At 68.8% G+C, this 22,736-nt stretch carries 23 protein-coding genes; 1 reads left to right on the top strand and 22 read right to left on the bottom strand.

Annotated elements, in window-relative coordinates:
- Nucleotides 1-7 precede the first annotated feature (7 nt).
- Complete coding sequence (gene moeB / locus ABMY26_RS25115) at nt 8-1,162, top strand: molybdopterin-synthase adenylyltransferase MoeB (protein WP_372397312.1); 1,155 nt, start codon at nt 8-10, stop codon at nt 1,160-1,162.
- 30 nt (nt 1,163-1,192) lie between these two features.
- Here moeB and ABMY26_RS25110 read toward each other — a convergent pair whose 3' ends face one another.
- The 22 genes from ABMY26_RS25110 to nifB form a co-directional block, all read right to left on the bottom strand.
- Complete coding sequence (locus ABMY26_RS25110; protein WP_045580833.1) at nt 1,193-1,588, bottom strand: response regulator; 396 nt, start codon at nt 1,586-1,588, stop codon at nt 1,193-1,195.
- On the bottom strand, nt 1,585-3,309 hold the full coding sequence (locus ABMY26_RS25105) for a PAS-domain containing protein (RefSeq protein WP_372397311.1): 1,725 nt from the start codon (nt 3,307-3,309) through the stop codon (nt 1,585-1,587). The genes ABMY26_RS25110 and ABMY26_RS25105 overlap by 4 nt, the downstream gene beginning before the upstream one ends.
- A gap of 71 nt (nt 3,310-3,380) precedes the next feature.
- Nucleotides 3,381-5,042 carry an ATP-binding protein gene (locus ABMY26_RS25100; protein ID WP_372397310.1) on the bottom strand — a complete coding sequence of 554 codons (1,662 nt, stop codon included), beginning with the start codon at nt 5,040-5,042 and terminating at the stop codon, nt 3,381-3,383.
- A gap of 268 nt (nt 5,043-5,310) precedes the next feature.
- Nucleotides 5,311-8,136 carry an ATP-binding protein gene (locus tag ABMY26_RS25095; protein WP_372397309.1) on the bottom strand — a complete coding sequence of 942 codons (2,826 nt, stop codon included), beginning with the start codon at nt 8,134-8,136 and terminating at the stop codon, nt 5,311-5,313.
- An 11-nt stretch (nt 8,137-8,147) separates the two neighbouring features.
- Nucleotides 8,148-8,396 (bottom strand): hypothetical protein, encoded by a 249-nt coding sequence (locus ABMY26_RS25090; RefSeq protein WP_372397308.1) that lies wholly within the window; start codon nt 8,394-8,396, stop codon nt 8,148-8,150.
- Nucleotides 8,393-10,636: an exonuclease domain-containing protein gene (locus ABMY26_RS25085; protein ID WP_372397307.1), complete on the bottom strand. Its 2,244-nt coding sequence runs from the start codon at nt 10,634-10,636 to the stop codon at nt 8,393-8,395. Before ABMY26_RS25085 ends, ABMY26_RS25090 begins: the two co-directional genes overlap by 4 nt.
- A complete protein-coding gene (locus ABMY26_RS25080) occupies nt 10,633-11,034 on the bottom strand; it encodes a response regulator transcription factor (RefSeq protein ID WP_372397306.1) in 402 nt (133 codons plus the stop codon). The genes ABMY26_RS25085 and ABMY26_RS25080 overlap by 4 nt, the downstream gene beginning before the upstream one ends.
- Nucleotides 11,035-11,313: 279 nt before the next feature.
- Entirely contained in the window at nt 11,314-12,432 is a 1,119-nt protein-coding gene (locus tag ABMY26_RS25075; RefSeq protein ID WP_372397305.1) for an SPOR domain-containing protein, read from the bottom strand.
- A 209-nt stretch (nt 12,433-12,641) separates the two neighbouring features.
- Complete coding sequence (locus tag ABMY26_RS25070; protein WP_372397304.1) at nt 12,642-12,944, bottom strand: twin-arginine translocase TatA/TatE family subunit; 303 nt, start codon at nt 12,942-12,944, stop codon at nt 12,642-12,644.
- 90 nt (nt 12,945-13,034) lie between these two features.
- The gene (locus ABMY26_RS25065) at nt 13,035-13,601 is read right to left on the bottom strand and encodes a septation protein A (protein WP_372397303.1); all 567 of its coding nucleotides are present in this window, start codon (nt 13,599-13,601) and stop codon (nt 13,035-13,037) included.
- Nucleotides 13,602-13,683: 82 nt separating this feature from the next.
- Nucleotides 13,684-14,754 carry a lipid A deacylase LpxR family protein gene (locus ABMY26_RS25060; RefSeq protein ID WP_372397302.1) on the bottom strand — a complete coding sequence of 357 codons (1,071 nt, stop codon included), beginning with the start codon at nt 14,752-14,754 and terminating at the stop codon, nt 13,684-13,686.
- Nucleotides 14,755-14,854: 100 nt separating this feature from the next.
- Nucleotides 14,855-15,742: an SIR2 family protein gene (locus ABMY26_RS25055; protein ID WP_372397301.1), complete on the bottom strand. Its 888-nt coding sequence runs from the start codon at nt 15,740-15,742 to the stop codon at nt 14,855-14,857.
- Nucleotides 15,743-15,807: 65 nt separating this feature from the next.
- Nucleotides 15,808-17,034: a DegT/DnrJ/EryC1/StrS family aminotransferase gene (locus ABMY26_RS25050; protein ID WP_372397300.1), complete on the bottom strand. Its 1,227-nt coding sequence runs from the start codon at nt 17,032-17,034 to the stop codon at nt 15,808-15,810.
- A complete protein-coding gene (locus ABMY26_RS25045) occupies nt 17,035-17,319 on the bottom strand; it encodes a hypothetical protein (RefSeq protein ID WP_372397299.1) in 285 nt (94 codons plus the stop codon).
- Nucleotides 17,320-17,324: 5 nt separating this feature from the next.
- Nucleotides 17,325-17,534 carry a putative nitrogen fixation protein NifT gene (gene nifT, locus ABMY26_RS25040; protein ID WP_045580823.1) on the bottom strand — a complete coding sequence of 70 codons (210 nt, stop codon included), beginning with the start codon at nt 17,532-17,534 and terminating at the stop codon, nt 17,325-17,327.
- Between the two features lie 41 nt (nt 17,535-17,575).
- Entirely contained in the window at nt 17,576-18,727 is a 1,152-nt protein-coding gene (locus tag ABMY26_RS25035) for a cysteine desulfurase family protein (protein ID WP_372397298.1), read from the bottom strand.
- Nucleotides 18,724-19,032: a nitrogen fixation protein NifZ gene (locus ABMY26_RS25030; protein WP_045580821.1), complete on the bottom strand. Its 309-nt coding sequence runs from the start codon at nt 19,030-19,032 to the stop codon at nt 18,724-18,726. The genes ABMY26_RS25035 and ABMY26_RS25030 overlap by 4 nt, the downstream gene beginning before the upstream one ends.
- Nucleotides 19,033-19,084: 52 nt before the next feature.
- On the bottom strand, nt 19,085-19,408 hold the full coding sequence (locus ABMY26_RS25025) for a nitrogen fixation protein NifZ (RefSeq protein WP_045580820.1): 324 nt from the start codon (nt 19,406-19,408) through the stop codon (nt 19,085-19,087).
- Between the two features lie 30 nt (nt 19,409-19,438).
- Nucleotides 19,439-20,248 carry a 4Fe4S-binding leucine-rich repeat protein gene (locus tag ABMY26_RS25020; RefSeq protein ID WP_372397297.1) on the bottom strand — a complete coding sequence of 270 codons (810 nt, stop codon included), beginning with the start codon at nt 20,246-20,248 and terminating at the stop codon, nt 19,439-19,441.
- Nucleotides 20,245-20,778, bottom strand: a complete 534-nt coding sequence (locus tag ABMY26_RS25015) for a hypothetical protein (RefSeq protein ID WP_372397296.1) — start codon at nt 20,776-20,778, stop codon at nt 20,245-20,247. Before ABMY26_RS25015 ends, ABMY26_RS25020 begins: the two co-directional genes overlap by 4 nt.
- Before the next feature lie 60 nt (nt 20,779-20,838).
- Nucleotides 20,839-21,030 carry a 4Fe-4S dicluster domain-containing protein gene (locus ABMY26_RS25010; protein ID WP_014248512.1) on the bottom strand — a complete coding sequence of 64 codons (192 nt, stop codon included), beginning with the start codon at nt 21,028-21,030 and terminating at the stop codon, nt 20,839-20,841.
- A gap of 57 nt (nt 21,031-21,087) precedes the next feature.
- Nucleotides 21,088-22,650 (bottom strand): nitrogenase cofactor biosynthesis protein NifB, encoded by a 1,563-nt coding sequence (gene nifB / locus ABMY26_RS25005; protein WP_372397295.1) that lies wholly within the window; start codon nt 22,648-22,650, stop codon nt 21,088-21,090.
- Nucleotides 22,651-22,736: the final 86 nt, after the last annotated feature.

Below are 22,736 nucleotides of genomic sequence, written 5' to 3'. Positions count from 1 at the left end.
TCGCGTGATGAGCCTGAAGGACCGTCGCCTTACCGACCTGCGCGCCCGCATTCCGGAAGTCACTGCCGCCGACGCGCTCGCCCTGCAGCGTGGCGGTGCTCTGCTGGTCGATGTCCGTGAGGACGAGGAGACGGCGACCGGCATCCCCGCCGGGGCGCTGCGCTTGCCGCGCGGCTTCCTTGAATTGCGGATCGAGGAAAAGGCGTCCGATCCGGCACGCACCCTGCTGCTGATGTGCGCAGGCGGCACCCGGTCGCTGTTCGCGGCCGAGGATCTGCTGCGGCTGGGCTATGGCGACGTGCGGTCGGTGGCCGGCGGCTTCTCCGCCTGGAAGGCCGCGGGCCTGCCGGTGGAGGTGCCGCCGCAACTCGATGCCGCCCAGCGCGAGCGCTACCGCCGCCACCTGACCATGCCCGAGGTGGGGGAGGCCGGTCAGCACAGGCTGCTGCGCAGCCGTGTCGCCCTGATCGGCGCGGGCGGGCTCGGCTCGCCCATCGCGCTGTATCTGGCCGCCGCCGGGGTGGGGCATCTGACCCTGATCGACGACGACCGGGTCGAGCGCAGCAACCTCCAGCGCCAGATCCTGCATGCCGAAAGCAGGCTGGGGCAGCGCAAGGTCGAGAGCGGGCGCGCCGCCCTGCTCGACCTCAACCCGACCATCGAAGTGGTGAGCCACGACACGCGGCTGGAGGCCGCCAACGTGCTCGACCTTCTGGCCGGTCACGACGTGGTGGTCGACGGGTCCGACAATCTGCCGACGCGCTATCTGGTCAACGACGCCTGCCTGCGGCTGGGCGTGCCCAACGTCTACGGCGCCATCTTCCGGTTCGAAGGGCAGGTGTCGGTGTTCGGCGGCGCCCCGGGCGTCCGTCCGTGCTACCGCTGCCTGTTCCCGGAACCGCCGCCGGCCGAATATGCTCCATCCTGCGCCGAGGCTGGCGTACTGGGCGTTCTGCCCGGCGTGATCGGTACGATCATGGCGGCCGAGACGATCAAGCTGCTGTTGGGGCTGGGCGAACCGCTGGCTGGCCGTCTTCTGCTCTATGACGGACTGCGCGGCGAGTTCAACGAGATCGCAGTGCCGGTCGATCCCGACTGTCCGTCCTGTTCCCATGGTGCGCGGCCGGAACTGAGCGATATCGCTGCGGTCTGCGGTGTCTGACGGAGGGAGGAGGAAGAGCGTCGTCGCGTGTCAGGCGGCGCTTTTCTGCTCGATGACGCTGTGCACGAGTTTCTTCAGGGCGACGAAATCGACCGGCTTGGTCACCAACTCGGCGGCACCGATGTCCAGTGCGCGCCTGCGGTTTTCGGTGTCACCGTAGGCGGTGACCATGATGACCGGAACATGGGGCACTTTCGCACGCAGGCATTGCAGGAGATCAAGGCCGCTCATGCCCGGCATATTGATATCGCTCAGAACAAGGACGGCTTCCGGTTGCAGTCCCGTATTCAGGCTTTCAAGGGCTTTCTCCGCCGACGCGGCGAAATGAAGCACGAGTTCACCACGGCGCAACTCGGCGCGGAAACGCTGGCGGAAGAGATCCTCGATATCCGGTTCGTCGTCGACGACGAGGATTCCCAGGGTCATGTCTTGCGGCGCTCCCCTAGCGACATTGCCGTCACCGTACGTGGCAGCGTAATCGTGAACTCGGCATGCTCGTTTTCGACGCTGGATACGTCGAATCGGCCCCTGTGTTGATGTACCACGATGTCATAGCTCAGCGAAAGGCCTAAGCCCGTTCCCTCGCCGGTGGGCTTCGTCGTGAAGAATGGCGTAAATAGTTTCTCCACCACCGCAGGCGGCATGCCGACGCCATTGTCGTGAATTCTGATCGATACTTCGGAAGAACCCGCTTCGGTTGTGATTGTAAGCCGCGGCTCATAGCCGAGGTCGGCCGAGGCCAGCTGGCGTTTGCGCACGGCGTAGAAGCTGTTGGTGAACAGGTTCACCAGGACGCGCGACATGTCCTGAGGAACCAGTTTGACTTCGCCCACCTTCGGGTCGAATCGGTGCTCCAGGGTGGCGTTGAAGGCGCGGTCCTGGGCGCGCACCGCATGATAGGACAAGGCCAGCGCCTCTTCGACCAGCGCATTGAGGTCGGTCGCCTGCCATTCGCCGCCGCCGCCGCGCGAATGGGCCAGCATGCTCTTGACGATGTTGTCGGCGCGCCTGCCATGGTCGGCGATCTTGCGCAGGTTGCTTTGCAGGCTGTCGACCAGCTCGTCGACGTCGGCGCGGGTGGCCTCGTCCAGATGGTCGTCGAGCGGTCCCAGCAATCCCAACAGCTCGTCCAGCAATTCGCCCGACAGTTCGGCGAAGTTGTTGACGAAGTTCAGCGGGTTCTTCAGCTCATGGGCAATTCCGGCGGTCAGCTGGCCGAGCGACGCCATCTTCTCCTGAACGATCAGCTGTTGCTGGGTGTCGCGCAGCTCCTTCAGGATCGCCTCGGCACGTTCCTTGGCTTGACGCAGTTCGTCCTCGATGCGCTTGCGGTCGGTGATGTCGTGGTGGGTGATGACATAGCCGCCGTCGGCGCGCGGAGCGGTGCGGATGTCCAGGATGCGGCCGTTGGAGGGAACCTGGCGTTCGGAATTGATGACCCCCTTCACCAGGAAACGGGTACACAGTTCCGCTACCGTCTCCTCGCAGGGGACGTTGCCGTAATCGCCGCGCTGGTGGTTGTAGTAGAGCGTTTCGGCGACCGGCGTGCCGGGCGGGAACATGCCGGGTGGATAATCCCACAGCCGGAAATATTCGCTATTGGCCCCTTCCAGCCGCAGGCCGCGGTCCAGCATCAGCACGCCGTTCGGCATGGCGTCGATCGCCGCCTGCAGCAACTGCCCCTGGTGCGGCACCTCGGCGTTGGCGGCCTGCGGACGCATCTGGGTCAGCATCTCCATCACGGCGGGTGCGCCGCCCCAATCCGCCGGTTCCAGCAACTGGTCGAACCATTGCACGCTGGTATCGGCGCGGTGGCGCTTGATGCGGCGCGCCTGCGACTGGATCGGCCCCTGCAGGCAGCGGGCATAGGCGTTGCGTTCCGCCAGCCGGGCGTCCTCCGGCACCAGCTCCATGATGTCGGGCAAGGCCAGCACCTGCTCCACCGACTCATAGCCCAGCAGGCGGGCCAGTGTGTTGCTGCAATGGAGGATGATGCCGTCGCGGTGGACGATCAGGCCCGGCATCGCGGCGACCAGCTGGTCATGGTAGAGCCTCGCCCGGTCGGCCGCCGCCGACAGGGCCTCGCCCGGCGAAGAGTAGGATGACAGCGGCGGCAGGGCGCGGAACAGCTCGGTCTTGTCGTCCATATGATCGTCCCTGTGGATCGTCCTGTCGGGTGGGCGGTCGGTCAGGTCAGGCGGGCGGATGAGGGATGCGGTCAGGGGGCGTCCAGAGGCAGCCGCAGGATCACCGTGGTCCCGCGCCCGACCGAGCTGTCGATGTCGATCTCGCCACCCAGCTTGCCGGTCACCAGGTTGAACACGGCATACAGGCCCAGCCCCATGCTGCCGGCACCGCGCCGCGTGGTGGTGAAGGGTTGGAACAGCCGCGGCTGGATGTCCGCCGGAATGCCGCGGCCATTGTCGGCGATGCGCAGCTCGACCCGCTCTTCGCCCAGCATACGGACCGACACGGTGACCCGGCCGGCCGGTCGCCCCCGTCCACCGCCCGGCATCTCGCCCTCATCCCCGTTCACGCCGGCGGCGACGACGGCTGCGACCGGCTCCGCCTCGAAGGCGTGGGCGAAGGCATTGGTCAGCAGGGCGAGAAGCACTTCGGTCAGCGCGCCGGGATAGGTGTCCAGAGCGAGCCCGTCCGGGCAATCCAGCGCCAGCCGATGGCCGGAGGCCGCCGGCTGCACCTGCACCGCCAGCACGATGTCGGACAGGTAGTCGCGCAGGTCGAATCGGCTGCGCGGAGAGCTGGCCTTGCCCTCCGTCACCAGCTTCAGGCTCTGGATCAGCGCGGCGGCGCGTTCGATGTTGGCGACCAGCAGGGTCGACACTTCGCTGGCGGTGCCGACATACTCCTGGAAGTCGCTCTTGCGCAGCTGTCCGCCCTTGAAGGTCATGATGATCGCCTCCGACGCCGTCTGCAAATGGGTGGCGGCGGTCAGGGCGATGCCGACGGGTGTGTTGATCTCATGCGCGACCGCGGCGATCAGCTGGGCGATGACCGCCATCTTCTCCGCCCGGATCAGGTCGGACTGCATGCGCTCCAGATCGGCCAGGGCCTGTTCGGCCGAATCCTTGGCGGTCCGCAGCGCCTCGGCCTGCTCCTTGCGTTCGGTGATGTCGTAGAGCCAGACGATGAAGACTGGCTGGTTCTCGTAGCTGGTCCGGTCGACGGACATTGCCATCCACACCGTGCGCCCGTCCTCGCGCAGGTAATGGATCTCGTCCGAGGACGGGGCGATTTCCGGCAGCCGTTCGCCGACATGGCGGAACAACGCAGGTGCGCAGTGCTGATGCATCGCCTCCGAAGGCACGCCGAACAGTTCGATGCAGCGCTGGTTGCAATACAGCAGCTCGCCGGTCTCGGTGATGATCGACACGCCGATCGGGCTGCCGTCCAGCACCCGGCGCAGGCGGGCGGCCTGGGCGCGCGACGCCGCTTCCGCCGTCCGGGTTTCCTGCAGCGCGTCGCGCAGCCGTCGCACGGCGCGGCTCGCCTCCAGCGTCTTGTGGATGGTGGCTTCCAGGTCGGAGAAGTCGATGGGCTTGATGATGAAGTCGAAGGCGCCGCGGTTCATCGCCGCGCGCACGTTGCCCAGGTCGCCATAGGCCGAAACCATGACCGCGCGGATATCGGCGTTCACCCGCGGCAGGTGGTCGAGGAGGGTCAGACCGTCCATGCCGGGCATGTTGATGTCGCTCAGCACCATGTCTATGTCGGGCTGGGTGCGCAGGGTCTCCAGCGCCTCCTGCCCGTCATGGGCGAACAGGAACTCCAGCTCGCCGGCGCGGACGGCGCGACGGAAGCGCTGCATGATCAGCGTTTCGACGTCCCGCTCGTCGTCGACAACCAGTATCTTGCCCATCCCGCCTTCCTACCGCCAACCTGCCCGCCCGGCGGGTATCCCCGCCGGCTTTCCGCAACAACCTGAGCCGGGCGCCCCACCATAAGCGTGGATCGCGCTGACGGGAAGCACCGTGGCATCGGGCGCCCCATCGGTTGTGCGGCACTGTGGCAGCAAGGTCGGGATGGATCGCAAAACGGGTGCTCCCATTCGATGTCACGCACGGACGGCGCGCAGGATAACACGGGATTGCAGCGCGATGGGCCGCTTGTGCGGAAACCGTATGTGATCATTCGGCGGAATCGCGTGGAGTCTGTCCATCCGGTGGGAAACCGGCGAGCGGCAGCGTGAACCAGAAAGCGGCACCGCTCGAATCGCTTTTGCCCGTGCCGCTCCCGCCCGAACCGGCATCCGGCCCCCACGGGGCGTCATCCACCCCGATGCCGCCGCCCAGATGCTCGACGATGCGCTTGGCGATGGCCAGCCCAAGCCCGGTGCCGGCCGGCTTTCCGCTCAGCCTGTCACCGGCCTGGCGGAAGCGGTCGAACACCAGCTTGCGGTCCTTCGGCGCCACGCCGGGGCCGCTGTCGGTCACCGTCACCCGCAGCCGGCCGTCCTCCGGCCGGGCCTGCAGCCTGACCCTGCCGCCGGGGGGGGTGAATTTGGCGGCGTTGGACAGCAGGTTGACGGCGACCTGGATCACCCGGTCCTCGTCGCCGTGCACCGGTGGGAGGCGGCCGGGGATGTCGACCGACAGGGCGATGCCGCGTTCCAGGAACAGCGCCTCCGTCGCGGCGACGGCCTGGGTCAGCGTCTGGGCGGGATCGATGGAGCCGATCCGCCAGTCGAGCAGCCCGGCCTCGATCTTCGCCATGTCCAGCACCTCGTTGATCAGGCGGGTCAGCCGCTCGCTCTCCTTGATGATGACGGCCAGGAACTCCTGCCTCTGGCCGGAGTCGAGACCGGGATCGTCGTGCAGGATCTCGCTCAACGCTCGGATCGAGGTCAGCGGGGTGCGCAGCTCGTGCGTCACGGTGGACAGGAAATCGTCCTTCAACCGGTCCAGCTCGGTCAGCCGCTCGTTGGCGGCGCGCAGTGCGTCGGTGGCGCGTTCCAGCTCCGCGGTCTTCAGTTCCAGCTGGCGGCTGTGGGCGATCACGTCGCTGGTTTCGTCCAGCATGCGCAGCAGCTCCGCCGCCTCCACCGCCCCGGCGGAGACGGAGGAGGCGAGCGCCACCCGCGCCGACGCCCCGCCGATGGCGCCGGCCAGCAGCCGCTCGGCCAGCCGCAGCCGCTCGGGCCCCGCAGGCTCATCCGGGGCGGCACCGGCGAACGCCTGTTCGGCGCGCTGAAGACCGAGGAAACGGGCGACCGCGCGGGTGAGATCCCCGACGCTGGCCGCGCTGCGCCAGTCGTCCGGCGCTGTCGGGATGCCGGCGGGTCCGGACGACTCGAAGACGTCGACGAAGGCGGCGGCCTGTGCCCGCTCCACCGTGTCGGGCCGGTCGAACAGCGACAGGGTGACATAGGTGCCGATGTTGGCCAGTGCGCTCCAGAACAGGGCGTGGGCCAGCGGGTCCCAGCCCTCCAGGCCGAGCAGGGCATAGGGGCGCAGCGCCGCGAGTCCCCATGGCCCGTCGGCGATGAAGGAGGAGGGCAGCCAGCCCGACCGTGCGAAGCTGGGCAGCAGCAGCGTATAGGCCCAGACCAGCGTGCCGGCGGACACCCCGCCGATGGCGCCGCGCCGTGTCGCGCCCCGCCAATAGAGCCCGCCGATCAGCGCCGGGGCGAACTGCGCCACCGCGGCGAAGGAGATCAGCCCGATCGACACCAGCGCATAGGCCGAGCCGGCCAGCCGGAAATAGCCGTAGCCGAACAGCAGGATCGCCAGGATGGCGGCGCGGCGGACCGCCAGAAGCAGCGGCGCCAGATCGGTGGACCGTGCCAGCGCCTTGGGCCGGGTGCGCAGCAGCACCGGCATTACCAGGTCGTTGCACAGCATGGTGGAGAGCGCCACCGACTCGACCACGATCATCCCGGCCGCCGCCGACAGGCCGCCGAGGAAGGCCAGCAGGGCCAGCCATTGCGCCCCGCCATGCAGGGGAAGGGCGACGACGAACAGGTCGGGGTCGACCCCTCCGCCGAAGGTGAGCAGCCCCGACAGGGCGACCGGCAGCACGAACAGGTTGATCAGCAGCAGATAGAGCGGGAACAGCCAGACGGCACGCTCCAGATGCCGCTCGTCCACCGATTCGATCACCATCACCTGGAACTGGCGCGGCAGGCACAGCATCGCCGCCGCCGACAGGATGGTCGTGGTGACCCATGCCCCTCCCGCTCCGTCCAGCGCGGCCTCGCTGCCCAGCAGGCGGGCGATGTCGGGGCGGGATGCAGCGGCGTCGAACAGCGTTCCCAATCCGCCGTGCAGTCCCCAGACCACGAACATCCCGACCGTCAGGAAGGCGACCAGCTTCACCAGCGATTCCAGCGCGATGGCCGCCACCATGCCGGGATGGTGCTCCGCCGCGTCGATCTGGCGGGCGCCGAAGACGATGGCGAACAGGGCCATCGCCGCCGCGATGAGGAAGCCGGAATCGAGGAAGGGCGGGGCGGTGCCCAGCCCGCCGCCGGTCAGCGCGTCGAAGCTGACGGCGACCGCCTTCAATTGCAGCGCGATGTAGGGGGTGACGCCGACGGTGGCGGTCAGCGCCACCAGCCCGCCGAGCAGCGGGCTGTGGCCGTAGCGGCTGGCCAGGAAATCGGCGATCGAGGTGATGCGCTGCGTCTTGGCGATGCGCAGGATCTTGCGCAGCACCAGTGGCGCCAGCAGCATCAGCAGGGTGGGGCCGAGATAGACCGGCAGGAAGCCGATGCCCAGCGTCGCCGCCCGCCCGACCGAGCCGTAGAAGGTCCAGGTGGTGCAGTAGACCGCCAGCGACAGGGCGAAGATGGTGGGCGACGCGATGACGCTGCGCCCGGCCGCCGCGCGGCGGTCGGCCCAATGGGCGATGGCGAACAGGACCGACAGATAGGCCAGGGCGGCGATCAGGACGGTGGCCCAGCCCATGCCGCTGCCCATGCCGCTGCCCAAGCCGACGTCCAGGCCGCCGCCCATCCGCGCTCTTCCTAACGCGTCCGGCCGGCCAGCGCGGCCAGCGCGATCACCGCCGCCCAGACGCCGAACACCCAGGCATGGAACGCCGGCACCCCCAGCAGCCTGCCCTCCACCCCGAACAGGCCGAGCAGCGGCGGGTTGAACAGCACCGCGGCGAGCAGGAACAGCCCGACGAGACGGTCGCGGCGCCGGCCGGCGTCAGGCGACGCTTCCGCGCCCGGCCGCGACTCCGGCCGCGATGCCTGTTGCGACGCGCTCAAAAGGCACGTTCCCGTGCGGCAAGCTCGACCAGGATGTTGGCGCCGCGGATGGCATCGTCCAGCGTCCGCACGTCGCGCTCGCGCAGCATCTCGATCATGCGCAGGAAGATTGCCGCCGTGACCAGGCTGTCGCCCAGCGCGGTATGGCGGTCGACCACGGCGATGCCCAGCCGTTCGGCGATGCCGTCCAGCGTGTGGTCGCCGTCGTTGCCCAGCAGCATGCGCGACAGAAGCATGGTGTCCAGCACCGGGCAATCGAAGGAAACGCCGGCCGCCCGTTCCTTCATCTTCAGGAATTTGAGGTCGAAGGCCGCATTGTGCGCCACCAGCACCGCACCCGAGACGAAGCTGCGGAACTGCGGCAGCACGGCGTCGATGGTCGGCTTTCCCGCCACCATGGCGTCGCCGATGCCGTGGAAGGGAATCGATTCGGGCGGGATCGGCCGTTTCGGATCGACCAGCATGTTGAAGGTCTCGCCGGTCAGGATGCGCCCACCGACGACGCGCACCGCGGCGATCTGGATGATCTCGTCGCCGCTGCTCGGCGAGAGCCCGGTGGTCTCGGTGTCGAACACGACGTAATGCAGCCGGTCGAGCGGCGTGCGGCCCAGCTCGCTGGTCGCCAGCGGCTGGTGCAGCAGGCCGAAATCGAAGAATTCCGGGCGCGCGCCGGCACGCGGGCGCGGATGGGCGGAGCGTGGCGATTGCGCCGGCGGCAGCGGCACCCGCAGCCGGGCGCGGGGCCTCCCGTCCACCATGGGCAGTGGCTCGCTCCAGGCGGTGCTGCGGTGGTGCTGCAGCACGTCCCCGGCGCTCAGGCCGCCGAGGCCGCCTGGCAGGGACTGTTCCAGCCAGCCGTCCAGCGTGGCGCTGGGCACCGCCGCCCCTTCCCACACGAGGTCGAGATAGACCCAGCGGTCGCCGTCCTGCGGCCCGGCCGCCTCCAGGTCGAAGGCGGTGGCGCCGGTCAGCCCATGCACCCGCCCGATCAGTTGGGCGAACAGCAGCACCAGGCTGTGGCTGTCGCCATGGACCCATTGTGGCAGGCCGGTCAGCGTCACCGTCAGCGGGTGTCCGGCCGGCTGGTCGGCACCGGCACGGTGGGCGACCAGGGTGATCAGGTTGTTGGAGTGGATGTCGCTCATCGGCCAGCTGCCGGTGACGACGTTGCGGTAGGAGGCGGTCACCCGTTCCAGCCGCTGGGACAGGCTGTCGCAGGATTCCAGCATGGCGCTTTCGAAGGCGGCGCGCTCGCCGGGGCCGAGGTCGGGGGTGTCGTACAGCGTTTCCACTGCGGCCCGTAGGTTGGCGATGGGGGCGCGGAATCCTTCCGTCGCCTCGCGCAGCAGGGCATCGCGCTGGCCGAGCGCCGCCAGTTCGCTGGTCGCGTCGGACAGGGTCAGGACATAACCTGTGATGACCGGTCCTGCGATGGCCGGCGGCTCGTCCGGTCCCGCTTCCGGCTCCTGCAGGATGGCGCTCATGCGGCCTTCGAGCAGGATGCGGCCGTCGGTGGTGGCGCCGACGAACTGGGCGGTGGTGCCATGCTCGTGGGACAGATGCCGCCCCTCGCGCACCCGCAGGCTCAGCCGTTCCAGCGTGTGGATCACCGGCTCCGCCACCACGAAATGCAGCAGCGAGCGGCCAAGCCCCAGATCCCCGGTCAGGTGCAGGATGTCGAGCGCGGTCTGGTTGTAGAGCAGGATCTGGTGGCGGGTGTTGCAGACAAGCACGCCTTCGTGCAGGTCGCGCAGCACCGCGGCCAGCCGCGTCTTCTGTTCTTCCGCCTTGGCGGTCGATTCGGCGACGGTGCGGGCGATGTCGCGGCGGACCTGGGCCAGCTTGTCCGACAGGTCGTTGACCGCGCTGGCCATCGGCACGAGGTCGCCGTAGCGGGCCAGCGGCACCCGGCCGCCGACCGCCCCCTCCGCATTGCCATGGGCGATCAGCCCGGCTTCGCGGCTCAGCGTCTCCGCGGCGCGCAGCAGGCGGCGGTCGACCGTCAGCCAAAGCCCCCAGACCGTGGCGGCGCAGGCCGCCGCCATCACAACCGCATAGGTCAGCAGCGGGTCCGCCGCATCCGATCCGCGGACTGCCGCCGCCAGCCCGGCCGACAGCCCCACCAGCCCGAGGCCGGCGGCGAGGAAGGCGGGCTGCACCATGCGCCGGGGGCGGGGAGCGGTTCCGGGCTTCCCGTCGGCGTCTGATGCTGGCACGCTTTCCAGGGCCGGGATGGTCATCGGCCGGACTCCACGGTGCCGGCCGCCGCCGGTATGCCCAGATGGCGGCGGACGGTGGCCAGCAGGTCGCGGGTGGAGAAGGGCTTGGTGATGTAGTCGGTCGCGCCCAGCGCCAGCCCCTTCTGCCGTTCGACGTCGCGGCTGCGCGCGGTCAGCATGATGATCGGCAGCGATTTCCATGCCGGATTGGTCCGCAGCGTCTGGCAGACGTCGAAGCCGTCGCGCTTCGGCATCATGGCGTCGAGCAGGATCAGGTCGGGGGTGAAGGCCGCGACCGAACTCAGCGCCTCGTCCCCGTCATGGGCGATGCGCACGTCGAAGCCGGCGCGCTGCATGAGGACCTGGAGCGACAGGAGGATGCTGGGTTCGTCGTCGACGACCAGGATGGTCGGCTTCATGGCTGGGCGTCCTCCGGTTGCCGGTCTTGTGCCGGCTCGCTTGAATTGCGTTCGCGCCGATGATTGCGGCCGTGTCGATGCGTTCGCGTCCTTGACTGTCGATGGTACAAGCAAAGAGAAGGAAGGATCAAGCCGGGCACCCGGCTCCCCCGACCAAAGAACGGGGGTGGGAGCCCAAAGAAAAAGCCCGGCTGCGACCAAATGTCGCCGCCGGGCTTTCGGTTGGAGGACACGATGCCGCAGGCGTGGAACCGCTGCCGCGCCCGGTTCCTAGCCGGATCAGCGAGCGGTCACGACGACCGGGTTGAGCCCCATCTTCGATTTCAACTGCTCCGCCTCCCGCTTGGCCGCGGCCGGATCGGCGAAGCCGCCGACGCGAACCGCGCGCCAGGACCGGTTGGACCCGTCGGTCCAGTCCACCGTATAGGCCTGGAACCCGCTGCCCTGCAGCCGATGCGCCAGCGAATCGGCGTTGGCCGTCATCTGGAAGGTGCCGACCTGGACGGTGTAGCGCCCTGCCGGCGGAGTTGCTGTGGCCGGGGCCTTGGCTGCCGGCGGCGTGGCGGGCGTGGCGGGTGCGGCCGGCGTTGCAGTTGCGGCTGGCGGGCGCTTGGCCTCCTTCGGCGGTGCCAGCATCGCCTGGAGGGAGCCGGTGTCGGCCGATTCGCCTGCCGCGGTTTCCTTTGCAGGATCCTTTTGGGCGGGCTGGGCAGGCTGGGTGGGCGCCGGCTCAGGCTTGGCGGCTTCCGGTTTCGGCGGCGTCGGCGGGGGCGTTTCAGCGGGGGCTGCGGCGCGCGGCTTCGGGGCTGCGGCGGGTGCCGTGGCCGGAACCGACGGCGGTTCCGGCACCTTCAGCACCGGCGGCGGATTGGCCGGCAGGGCGGCGACCGGCGGCGGCGGCGCGGCGGACGGCGGTGCGGAGGGAGGCGCCGAATGCGGCGCTGCGGCCTGGCCCGCCGGCCGGGCGATCATCGCCTCCGGTGCGCCGCCATTCGGTGCTGCGCCATTGGCCGGGACCGCATTCGACGAAGCATTGGAGGGCGCGCGGGTGATGGCGGGGGCCGGCACCATCGGTGCCGAGGAGTCGGCCGTTGTCTCCGGCGCGTCGCTGCCCGAACCGAGGGCGACCACGGCGACGGCGATGCCGCCGGCAGCCAGCAGGGCCAGCGCGATCTTGCCCACCGGCAGGCTGCGGCCGGCCGGTTCCTCCTCCTCGTCCTCGATGTCGTCAGCCTGCGGATCGGCCCGCAGGTCCTCGTTCAAGGCGCGAAGCAGCTTGGCGATGTCCTCGTTCTCCGGCGGGGGAGCCTCGGAAGGTTTGCCGTTGGCCTTCATCTCGTCCTTGAAAGTCGGTGTCGTCAGGGTGGGGGCCTGACGGGGCGGGGGCTTGAGCGTCACGGGGGACCTGCGCTTGCCCGTCACGGCGGGCCGGCTGGAAACGACAAGGGGCCTTCCGGCGGGCGGGGCCGTGGGACACGGACCGGCGGCGGAAAGCCCCTTCTCCTTATCGTATTTTGCCGCCCCATCAAACCGCCAAGCGGTCGCGCCCGGCGGTCGGGCGATACGAAAGAAGGGACTTCCCGCCGGGGGCGTTCATCCTCGACGGATCAGCCCTGCTGCGGCTTGGCGGGGTCGGCCGGCGGAGCCGGCGGCTGGGCGGAATGAGTCTGGGGCTGGGCCACGGCGGACGCGGTCGGCTGGGCGGCGGCCGGATTGATCGCGGCGGGTGGCACCTGCGAGGCGGTGGTCGCCGCGGCGGTCTTCTCGTCCTCTTCGTCCTTCAGGCCGGACTTGAAGGCCTTCACGCCCTTGGCGATGTCGCCCATCACGTTGGGCAGCTTGCCGGCGCCGAACAGGAGAAGCACGATGACCAGAACGATCAACCAGTGCCAGATGCTGAAACTGCCCATCGATCAATACCTCTGCAATTCGGTCGGAGCGGACGACGTCGCGATCGTCCCTCCAATGTGAGTGCCCCTTCCGCGCCGCACAAGAGGCGGTCAGGCGGCCGGGCCGCTTTCCGCCGGTTCCTCCGGCACTTGGTGACGCATGATCAGCGGCGCCTGGAAGGCGCTGAACAGCAGGGTCAGCGGCATGATGCCGAACACCTTGAAGTTGACCCATATGTCGGTGGGGAAGTTCCGCCACACCGCCTCGTTCAGCACCGCCAGCACCAGGAAGAACCAGGCCCAGCGGATGCTGAGCGTCCGCCATCCCTCGTCCGACAGGTTCAGCACCGTGCCGAGCAGGCGCTTCATCACGTTGCGGCGCATCGCATGGGCGACGAACAGCACGGCGGCGAACAGCAGGTTGACCAGCGTCGGCTTGATCTTGATGAACAGGTCGTCCTGCAGCCACAGCGTCAGGCCGCCGAACAGCAGCACGAAACCGGCGCCGACCACCGGCATGATCGGAATCCGCCGCTCCAGCCGCCAGGACACCGCGACCGCGATGGTGATGGCGACCATGAAGACCGCGGTGCCGGTCATGATGCCGGCCTGTGAGTTGGCGACGAAGAAGGCGGCGAGCGGGCCGGCCTCGATCGCCAGTCGTGCGAACTGGTTCATTCCCCTGACATAGCCCGAACCGGCTCCCCGTGAAAGGGGCGAATGTTGGCGTGCGGGACATTCGGATGGGGGATGCCGGCCCTCAGAACTGCGCCGACAGCCGCAGCGAGCCATAATTGGTCAGCGACTTCTGCCCGCGGAACTCCGGCGTCTGCAGCGTCTGGGCATAGGTCAGGCCGTAGCGCCCATAGCGCAGGGTCAGGCCGGCCTGCATGCTGCCGACCAGCGGATGCTTGTCGACCGACCGGCTTTCGCGGAAGGTATTGCCGTCCAGGAAGATGTTGCGCGCCACCGCCCGGCCTTCTGCGCTGGCATAGACGTACCAGGAGAAGCGCCCTGGCCGCTCCGAATAGGGCGTGTCCTGATAGGGGATGCTGGCGGTCGGGCGGCTCACCAGCGCGCCCACCGGCGGCGGCATGTTGCCGCCCAGCCGGACGGTGGCGCCTGCCCCGGCGAAGGTCAGCACATTGCCCAGGCTGCCGGCGACATGGGGGCTGACGTCCCATTCCAGCAGCCCGAGCGTGTTCGGCTTCTCGTTGCGCCAGACATGTTCGTAGCTCAGCACCACGCCCGGCTCGTCGCGAAGCTGGTAGTTCCAGCCCTCGGGGTATGTTGCACCGTCGACGATCCTGTGGACCGCCTTCTGGGTCTGCTCCGCCAGCGAGGATGGGCCGACCATGCCGAGATCGAGGTCGATGCGGTCCACCGCCGTCGGTGCCTCGTTCAGCACCGACACCCGGCCATAGAGCCAGCCGGCATAGGGCCGGTCGGTCGGATCGGGGTTGCGTGCCGACAGGCTGCTCGGCGTGTAGATGTTCTGGCCGAAGGCGAAGCCGTAGCGGCGCATCCCGCCCGGCTCGATCCACGGCACCAGATCGGCCAGCCAGTCGATGCTGCCGTAGGTCGGGCGCGCGCCGGAGAAGTAATAGAACTGGAAACCGTTCGAGTAGTAGCGGTCGGTGCCGCCGCCGAACAGGTCGTTGTCGATCCAGAAACCGATCGCCGGGCCGGAGGCGGCGGGCGCATCGCCGGGCGGCGGGCCGGGTGGCGGGAGCGCTTCCTGTGCTCCCGCCTCCGGCACCGCCGCCAGCAGGGCCATTGCCGGCAGGACCACGGCCAACATTGCCGACACCCGGCCGCTGTTCATCACCATTCAGGCACGCTCCATCCGTTCCGCAGGATAACGGGGCAGATGGGGAGCATGTTGCGCCGGAATGCGACTTCTTTGGAGGTAGTGGCCGGCGGCGGTGGCCTCACACCGCCGCCTGCAGCGCCGCCGCCGCCTCGTCCAATGTCATGTCGATGCGCCTGATGCCGTGCAGTTCCAGGAAGCGGGCTTCGTTCTTCGACAGCTCGCCGGGGATCACCGCCCAATGGCTGTCGGAGGAGCGCTTGGCGATCTGGCGGGCGAAGGTGCGCTGGATCTCATGGTCGAAGCGGCAGCCCAGGAACAGGAAATGGCGGCCGGCGCGGCGATCCTGGACGATGGCCGGGATCGGGGTCTGGATGTCGATCTCCGTCAGGATCTCGACATAGTCGCTGTCGGAGATCAGGTAGTTGCCGGCCGGCGTCACCGCGCCCGACGGCTTGTAGAGCACCGTCTGCCAGCCTACCGCCGCCTCGGCCGTCGTCTCCGACCCGTCGGGAGCGTAGTAGCGCACCCACTCGCCGGTCGATTGCGGATGGGACACGCCCTGGATCTGGCCCCAGGTCCGGTCGGTGGCCGCGCTCAGCAGCGTATCCAGCACATTGTCGTACCAGACGTCGACCAGCAGCGGCGGGGCCGGGATCGCGGCAAGCAGGCTGTGGACGGCGGTGGCCGGCACCGTCTGGCGGAAGATCTCGTTGAGGATGATTTCCAGCGTCTTGCGGTGCTTGCGCGTCTCGATGAACTGGGCGACCGCGGTCAGGTTGCTGCGGATGCGGCCCGGTGCGGCGACCTTGGCGTTCAGCCGCTGCACCAGCTCCGCCGAGTTGCGCGGGATCGGGCATTGATCCGGTGGCAGCAGCGAGAAGGCGCCCGGGCCGAGATAGGGCACCACCTGCTGTGCGGCCAGCGCCGCCGCGATGTCGGCCAGCGCCGCCGCGGCGTCGGGGACCGTGACGGAATCGGGATCGGTTGCGATGGTGGCGTCGGTCATGGAAAAGCCCTTCCCTGATTTCCTTGGAGCCCTGGATTCAAAGCTCTGGATTCAAAGCCCTGATTTCAAAGGTAGATCGCGGCGCCGGCCCCGGTGTTGACGCTGGAGTCCTTCAGCGTCTCGACGATGAAGGCGACCTGGTCCCGGGTGATCTTGCGATGCAGCGGCAGGGCCAGCACGCGGTCGGCCGTCTTGGTGCAGACCGGGCAGGCATGGCGGCCGGCGCCCTGGTTCCCCAGCCGCTCGATGTAATATTGCTGGGTGTGCAGCGGCTGGCCGTAGTCGCTGGCGTCGACGTCGTGGGTGTCCAGATCCTCGATGATCGACCGGCGTCCCGACGCGGTGAAGCGGGTGCCGAGATGGACGCAATAGACCATCGGGTTGACCACCTCCGCTCCCGGACCGCGGTAGGGCGGCTTGATCCCCTCGAAACTCGCCATCGCCGCGTCGTAATAGGCGATGACCAGATTGCGGCGGGTCAGGATCTCCGGCAGCCGCTTCAACTGCACCAGCGCGAGCGCGGCGTTCAGGTCGCTCATTCCGGCCTGCCAGGGCAGGGTCCGGGTGATGACGACGGTGTTGCGGTGCTCGGTCTCGCGCCGGCGCATGTAGCGCAGCCGGTGGGCGAGGTCGCCGTCGTCGGTGACGATCATGCCGCCTTCGCCGGCCAGCAGCACTCCCGGCTCGGAAAAGTCGAAGACCGCGGCGTCGCCGAAGGTTCCGACCATCCGCCCCTTGTAGACCGACCCGATCGCCTCGCTCGAATCCTCCAGCAGGATCAGCCCTTTGGCATCGGCCAGCGCGCGCAGCTCGTCCCAATGGGCGGGGTGGCCGTTGACGTTGCCGGCCAGGATCGCCTTGGTCTTCGCCGATACCAGCGAGGCAGCCTTTTCCGGACTGATCGTGTGCTGCCAGTAATCGATGTCGACCAGCACCGGGGTGGCGCCGGCCAGCGCGACCGCATGCTGCACCTGGTGCCAGCCGAAGGGGCTGCACAGCACCTCGTCCCCCTCGCCGATGCCGTACCCCTTCAGCATCAGCAGCGTGGCGGCAGTGCCGCTGGAGACCGCCACCGCGTGGGCGCGTCCGACATAGGCGGCGAAGGCGCTCTCGAACGCCCGCACCATCCGGCCGTCGCTCAGGCCCCCCGAGGACAGCACGCGGCCCAGGATCTCGACCTCCGCGCCCGAGATGTCGGGGTCGGTCAGCGGGATGTAGTCGTCGAGCGCGTCATCATCCGATGGGGCGTCCGACAAGGCGTCCGGTTCGATCGCGGCGGCGGCGCTGCTCATTCACTCGTCCTCGTCCCGTTGGGCGATCACGATGCCGGTCGCCAGATCCGGCTTGTCGGTGATGAGCCAGCAATGGTTGTTGCCGTCCACCAGATGCAGGTCGAAGCCCGCTCCTTCCCGGAAGGGGTCTTCCGCCATCACCGCGGCCATGGCGCCGGTGACGGTCTTCAGATCCGGGTTCGCCTCGCGGACGCCGCGGACCACGCCGTCGAGGTTGAGGCCGTTGGCGAACAGCCGGCCGGCCAGCGTGGCGATGCTGTCGATGCGTTCGGACGATAGGGCCATCGGTGTCACTCCGTGCCGCGTTTCTTGGCTTCGACGGTGATGGGCAGGCGGGTGTCCGCCGGCAACTCCGGCAGGTCGAGCGTCCAGCCGTTGGCGACCTTGACCCAGCCGCCCCACAGCTCCGGCTTCTCCATCTCGACGATGGGTTCCTCCAGATCCTTCTTGGCGACGTAGATCGTGTACTGCTCGGCCACCTTGCGGATCATCACCTTCATAACCGACACTCCAGCCTGTTGTTCTGATTGTGTTTTTTATGTCAAGCAGCCACCAGCCGCGCATGCAGCGCCGGCATTTCCGACAGCACGGCGTCGATCTCGGCGGCGGTGGTGTATCGGCCGAGCGAGAAGCGCAGGCTCGCCGCCGCCTCCGCCCCGCTCAGCCCCATGGCGGTCAGCACATGGCTCGGCTCGTTTCCGCCGGAGGAGCAGGCGGCGCCCATCGATACCGCGATGCCGGCCCGGTCGAGCCGCATCAGCAACTCCTCGGCATCGACCGGGCGGCCATGGCCGTCGGTGAAGCGGATGCTGCTGGTGTTGGGCAGCCGCGCCGCGCCGGCACCGTTGACCGCCGCGCCGGGCCAGCGGGCGAGGATGCCCTGTTCCAGCCGGTCGCGCAGGAAGGCGGTCAGGCCGCCCTCGTCCAGCCACAGGGCGGCCAGCGAGGCGGCGGCGCCGAAGCCGACGATCCCCGGCACATTCTCCGTCCCGCCGCGGCGGCGGCGTTCCTGGTGCCCGTGGATCAGCGCGTGGAAGGGGGCGCCCTTGCGGACATAGAGCGCGCCGACCCCCTTCGGCCCGTGCATCTTGTGGGCGGACAGCGTCAGATAGTCGGCGATGCCGCAATCGACCCGCACCCGGCCGGCGGCCTGCACCGCGTCGGTGTGGAACAGCGCGCCATGGGCATGGGCGATGGCCGACGCGCCCTCGACCGGCATCAGCACGCCGGTTTCGTTGTTCGCCCACATCATGGAGACCAGCGCGGTCGCCTCCGTCACCACGGCGGCGAGATCGACCAGCGAGGGCACGCCGTCGCGGTTCACCGGCAGGATGGTGGTTCGCCAGCCGCGTTGGCGCAGGTCGTCGAACAGGGCCAGCGTCGCCGGATGCTCCACCGCGGTGGACACGATGTGGTCGCGGCGGTGGTCGGTCTCCTCGATGACGCGAAGCGCGCCCAGGATGGCCGCATGCGTCGCCTCGGTGGCGCTGCCGGTCATCACCATGTCGGCGGGCCTGGCGCCGATCAGCGCCGCCACCTGCGCCTTCGCCTCGCTCACCGCGCGGCGGGCGGCCATGCCGGGGGAGTGGGGGCTGGACGGGTTGGCGAACTCGCCGAACAGGTGCGGCAGCATCGCCTCCCGCACCTCGGGCGCCAGCGCGGTGGTGGCGTTGTTGTCGAGATAGACCGTCATTCCATCACCCCCGGCACGCCGCGGCGCGATCCGTCCGCCGGGGCGATCTCCTCCTCGAGGCAACCGACGACGGTGCCGCCGGGGAACTCCACCAGATAGACCGGCAGGCTGCCCTCCTCTGTGCGGCCGACGCGGACGATGGTGCCGGGTGTGCCCTTGGGGGCCAGCAGCGCGCCGTCCGGCACCTGCGGATGGCTGCCGTCGTTGAACAGGTCCTCCTGCACCGTGACCCGCAGGCCCCAGTCGTACAGCGGTTCCCGCGGCGGGATGAAACCGGGCTTCTGGACGGTTTCGACGTCGGACATCGCGGAGGCTCCTTCAGCGTGGGGACCGGGGGGTGGGAATGAGGCGGTATGTTCACTGCGGGTCGTTGCAACGGGCGTCAACCACCTCCAGCTCGCGCGCCCGCATGCCGACGACGACCCGCTTTTCGTAAAAATCGACGGCGTAGATGTAATACATCTGTAGATAGGTGCCGACGGAGATGACGTAGCCGACATCGCCCTCGCGGATCAGGAAATCGCCGACCGGCCGGCCCGGATAGGTGCCGTCGTTGCGCACGTCGCGCAGCGCCCGCACCTTGAAGCCCTGCTCCAGCACCGGAGGGCCGACCAGTTCGTTGGCGTCCTCGGCGCTGCGGGCCCGCTCGCGGCGGTAAGGGGCGGCTGTTTCGGTGGTCATGGCGCTGGCGCTCCGTCTCTTGGGTGGCCGCTAGAGGGGCGGAAGGTCGTTGGCGATGGCGAGGCCGGCGGCACGCTGGCGGGCGATGGCGCGGACCTCCTCCTCGGGGTCGTCGGCCAGCGGACCGAGCTGCGCAGTGTCGATGCGCCCGGCGACGGCGAGGCGGACAATCCAGTCGGGGTCGGGCACCAGCACATGCAGCTTGGACGGCGGCAGCCGCTGCGCCACCACCAGCCGGACCCGCGGGCTGTCGTCCCAGGCCAGGCTGGGCAGCCAGTCCATGGCGAGCCGGCGGGCGACCTCGACGCGCACCTCCGGATCCTCGTCATGCATCATCGCCGGCAGCATGCCGTCGGGAATGCGGCGGACGACGCGCAGGCGGACCGAACAGTCGGCGTCGCGCATCAGCGGCGCAAGGTCGGCATCCTCCAGCCGGGAGGCGACGGCGATCCGCACCTCGCGGTCGGGATCCTCGCGCAGCTTCAACAGCAACCGGCGCGGCAGCCGGCGGGCCAGGACCGAGCGCACCGTCTCGTCCGGGTCGTTCATCAGCCGGGGGATCTGGAAGATCGGGGCGAAGCGCGCGGCGTTGGCCCGCACCTCGAAATAAGGATGGTCGAGATGGTCGGCCGACAGGTCGGGATTCCATTCGAAGAAGCGCTGGATCCGCTTGGCGTACCGGTCGTGGACGCAAGCCTTGGTCAGCAGGCAACGGCCCGGCAGCTTGGCGCCGGCAGCCGGGACGGTGCCGTGGTCCAGGCGGCGGTCGCGGTGGGCGCAGGCGGCGCAATCGACCGGTTCGCCGCGCCAGTCCAGCGTTTCGAGGATGTCGTCGCTCATGCGCCGGCCTCCTCGGATTCGAGTTCGAGGTCCTTTTCGTGCCGGTCGGCGACGGCGATCAGGCGGGCGGCGCCGAAACGGTCGTCGGGGTCCAACTCGCAGACCTTGCCCAGCGCCTCGCGCCCGGCATCCAGCCGTCCGGTGCGCAGCAGCAGATAGCCGATGGCGACCAGGGCGAACAGGAACAGGCGGGGTGGCGGCTCCAGCCCGCGGAAATCGGCGGTGGCCGGGGTCACGGCGCGCCAATCGGCGTGGTTGATGCCCAGCGCGGCCATGGCGTGGCCGATCATGCGCTCGCCATAGACCAGCGCCTGGTCCAGGTTGGCCTTGTAGAAGTGGAACTTGTAATGGCCGAGATCGACCAGCCGGTGGCCGGGTGCGGTCTCGGCCGCGCGGGCGAGATGGGCGAGCGCCGCCTCGCCGTCGGCATAGCTGGCCGCGGCCAGATGCAGGCAGCGTTCCGCCTCGGGCGGAAGATCCCCGCCGTAGTAGCGGCGGGCGAGCCAGTCCTCATCCACCTCGTCCAGCATGGCGGCGCTCCATGGTCTTTCCCTCTCCCACCCCTGGATGGGAGAGGGAAAATCGGGTCATCACGCCGGGACGCAGCAGTCGGCCGGGCAGACGGCGGCGCATTGCGGGCTGTCGAACTGGCCCTGGCACTCGGTGCATTTGGCCGGGTCGATGACGTAGGTGCCCTTCTTCAGGCTGATGGCGATGTTCGGGCACTCCGCCTCGCAGGCGCCGCAGACGGTGCATTCGGCGGACTTGATCTTGTAGGCCATGGCTCTCTCCTTCGATGGAATGACGGTTGGGGATGGCTGTGGTGGTGGTGGGAAGGGTCAGGCGCGCCTTGCGGTCAGCGCGCCGGTGCGGATCACCGCATCCTGGCCGGCGCGCGACTGGACGACGCCCTGGCCGAGGCGCTCGGCATAGTCCTTGAAGTAGGCCAGCGCCGATTCCTCGATGTAGTCGAAGGCGAAGCGGTCGACCGGCTCGATCCCGGCATCGGCCAGCGACTTGGACGGGCAGCCGCCGATCTTGGCGACGAACACCGCGGTGCAGTCGTTGATCGCCGCCAGCACGCCGTCCAGCGTGTCGACGTCGCCGGAACCGCCCTCGCAATACTGGTCGACGCGGCGATGGCCGACGAATTTGGCGCCGGCCGGGCCGACCTCGTAGATCTGGAATTCCTTGGCGTGGCCGAAATGCTCGTTGATGCGTTCGCCGCCCTTGGTGGCGACGGCGATCAGGATCGGATCGACGGTGAAGCCGATGCTTTCCCGGACATCGGCCTGGGCCGCGGCCTTGGAGGCGTTGCGGCCGGCACGCTCGGCCTCGACATGCTCGCGGTAGGTGCGGCGGGCCTCGTCGTCATACTCGGCGATGCCCATCGCCTCGATCTTGTCGGCGGTGAACTCCTCGCCGCGGTCCTCGCCGAGCAGGCCGACGGCGTCGGCACGGCACTGGCGGCAATGGCGCATCAGCTTGGCCCCGCCCTCGCAGGCGTCTTGCACCACCTTCAACTCCTGCGCCGTCGGGCCGCGCTGGCCATTCAGGCCGAAATACGTGCCGTGGGCTGGGTCGGAGATCAGCGGCATGATGTTGTGCAGGAAGGCGCCGCGCGACTTGACGGCCTTGTTCACCTCCAGCAGGTGCTCGTCGTTGACCCCGGGGATCATGACGGAGTTCACCTTCACCAGGATGCCGCGCGAGGTCAGCATTTCCAGGCCCAGCATCTGCTGTTCATGCAGGATCTTGGCGGCGTCCAGCCCGGTCCAGCGCTTGTGCTTGTAGAAGATCCAGGGATAGATCTGCGCCCCGACCTCGGGATCGACCATGTTGATGGTGATGGTGACGTGGTCGATGTTGTACTGGGCGATGGTGTCCACCTGCTCGGGCAGGGCCAGCCCGTTGGTGGACAGGCACAGCTTCAGGTCCGGCGCCTTCTTCTGCAGCATCTCGAAGGTGGCGAAGGTGTTCTTGCCCGCGGCGGCCAGGCTGTCGCCCGGGCCGGCGATGCCGATGACCGACAGCTGCGGGATTTCCTGGGCGACCGCGAGGATCTTCTTCAGCGCCTGGTCGGGGGTCAGCTTCTCGGAAACCACGCCCGGCCGGCTCTCGTTCGAGCAATCGTATTTCCGGTTGCAGTAGTTGCACTGGATGTTGCAGGCCGGGGCGACTGCGACATGCATGCGGGCGAAGTAATGGTGGGCCTCTTCGGAATAGCAGGGGTGGTTCTTCACCTTCTCCCACACCGCCGGATCCATGTCGGCCGGACCGTCGGACGATCCGCAGGACGACGACGAACAGCCGGACGCCCCCTCGGGCGCGGTCGGCATCGTCTCGGGCGGGGCCAACTGCCCCAGACCGAAGATGCTGTCGAGCGAAACCACGTTGCTCATCATCCACTCCTTCCCTGCCGTGCCGGACGACACCGTTGGACGAAAGGAGGAAAAGCAAGTTCGGGGCCAGTCTCAGGAATTCAGTT

Source organism: Azospirillum sp. HJ39 (genome assembly GCF_041507355.1).
Lineage (GTDB): Bacteria > Pseudomonadota > Alphaproteobacteria > Azospirillales > Azospirillaceae > Azospirillum > Azospirillum thiophilum.
Note: the sequence above shows the minus strand (reverse complement) of the source record. Positions and strands in the feature narration are given on the sequence as shown.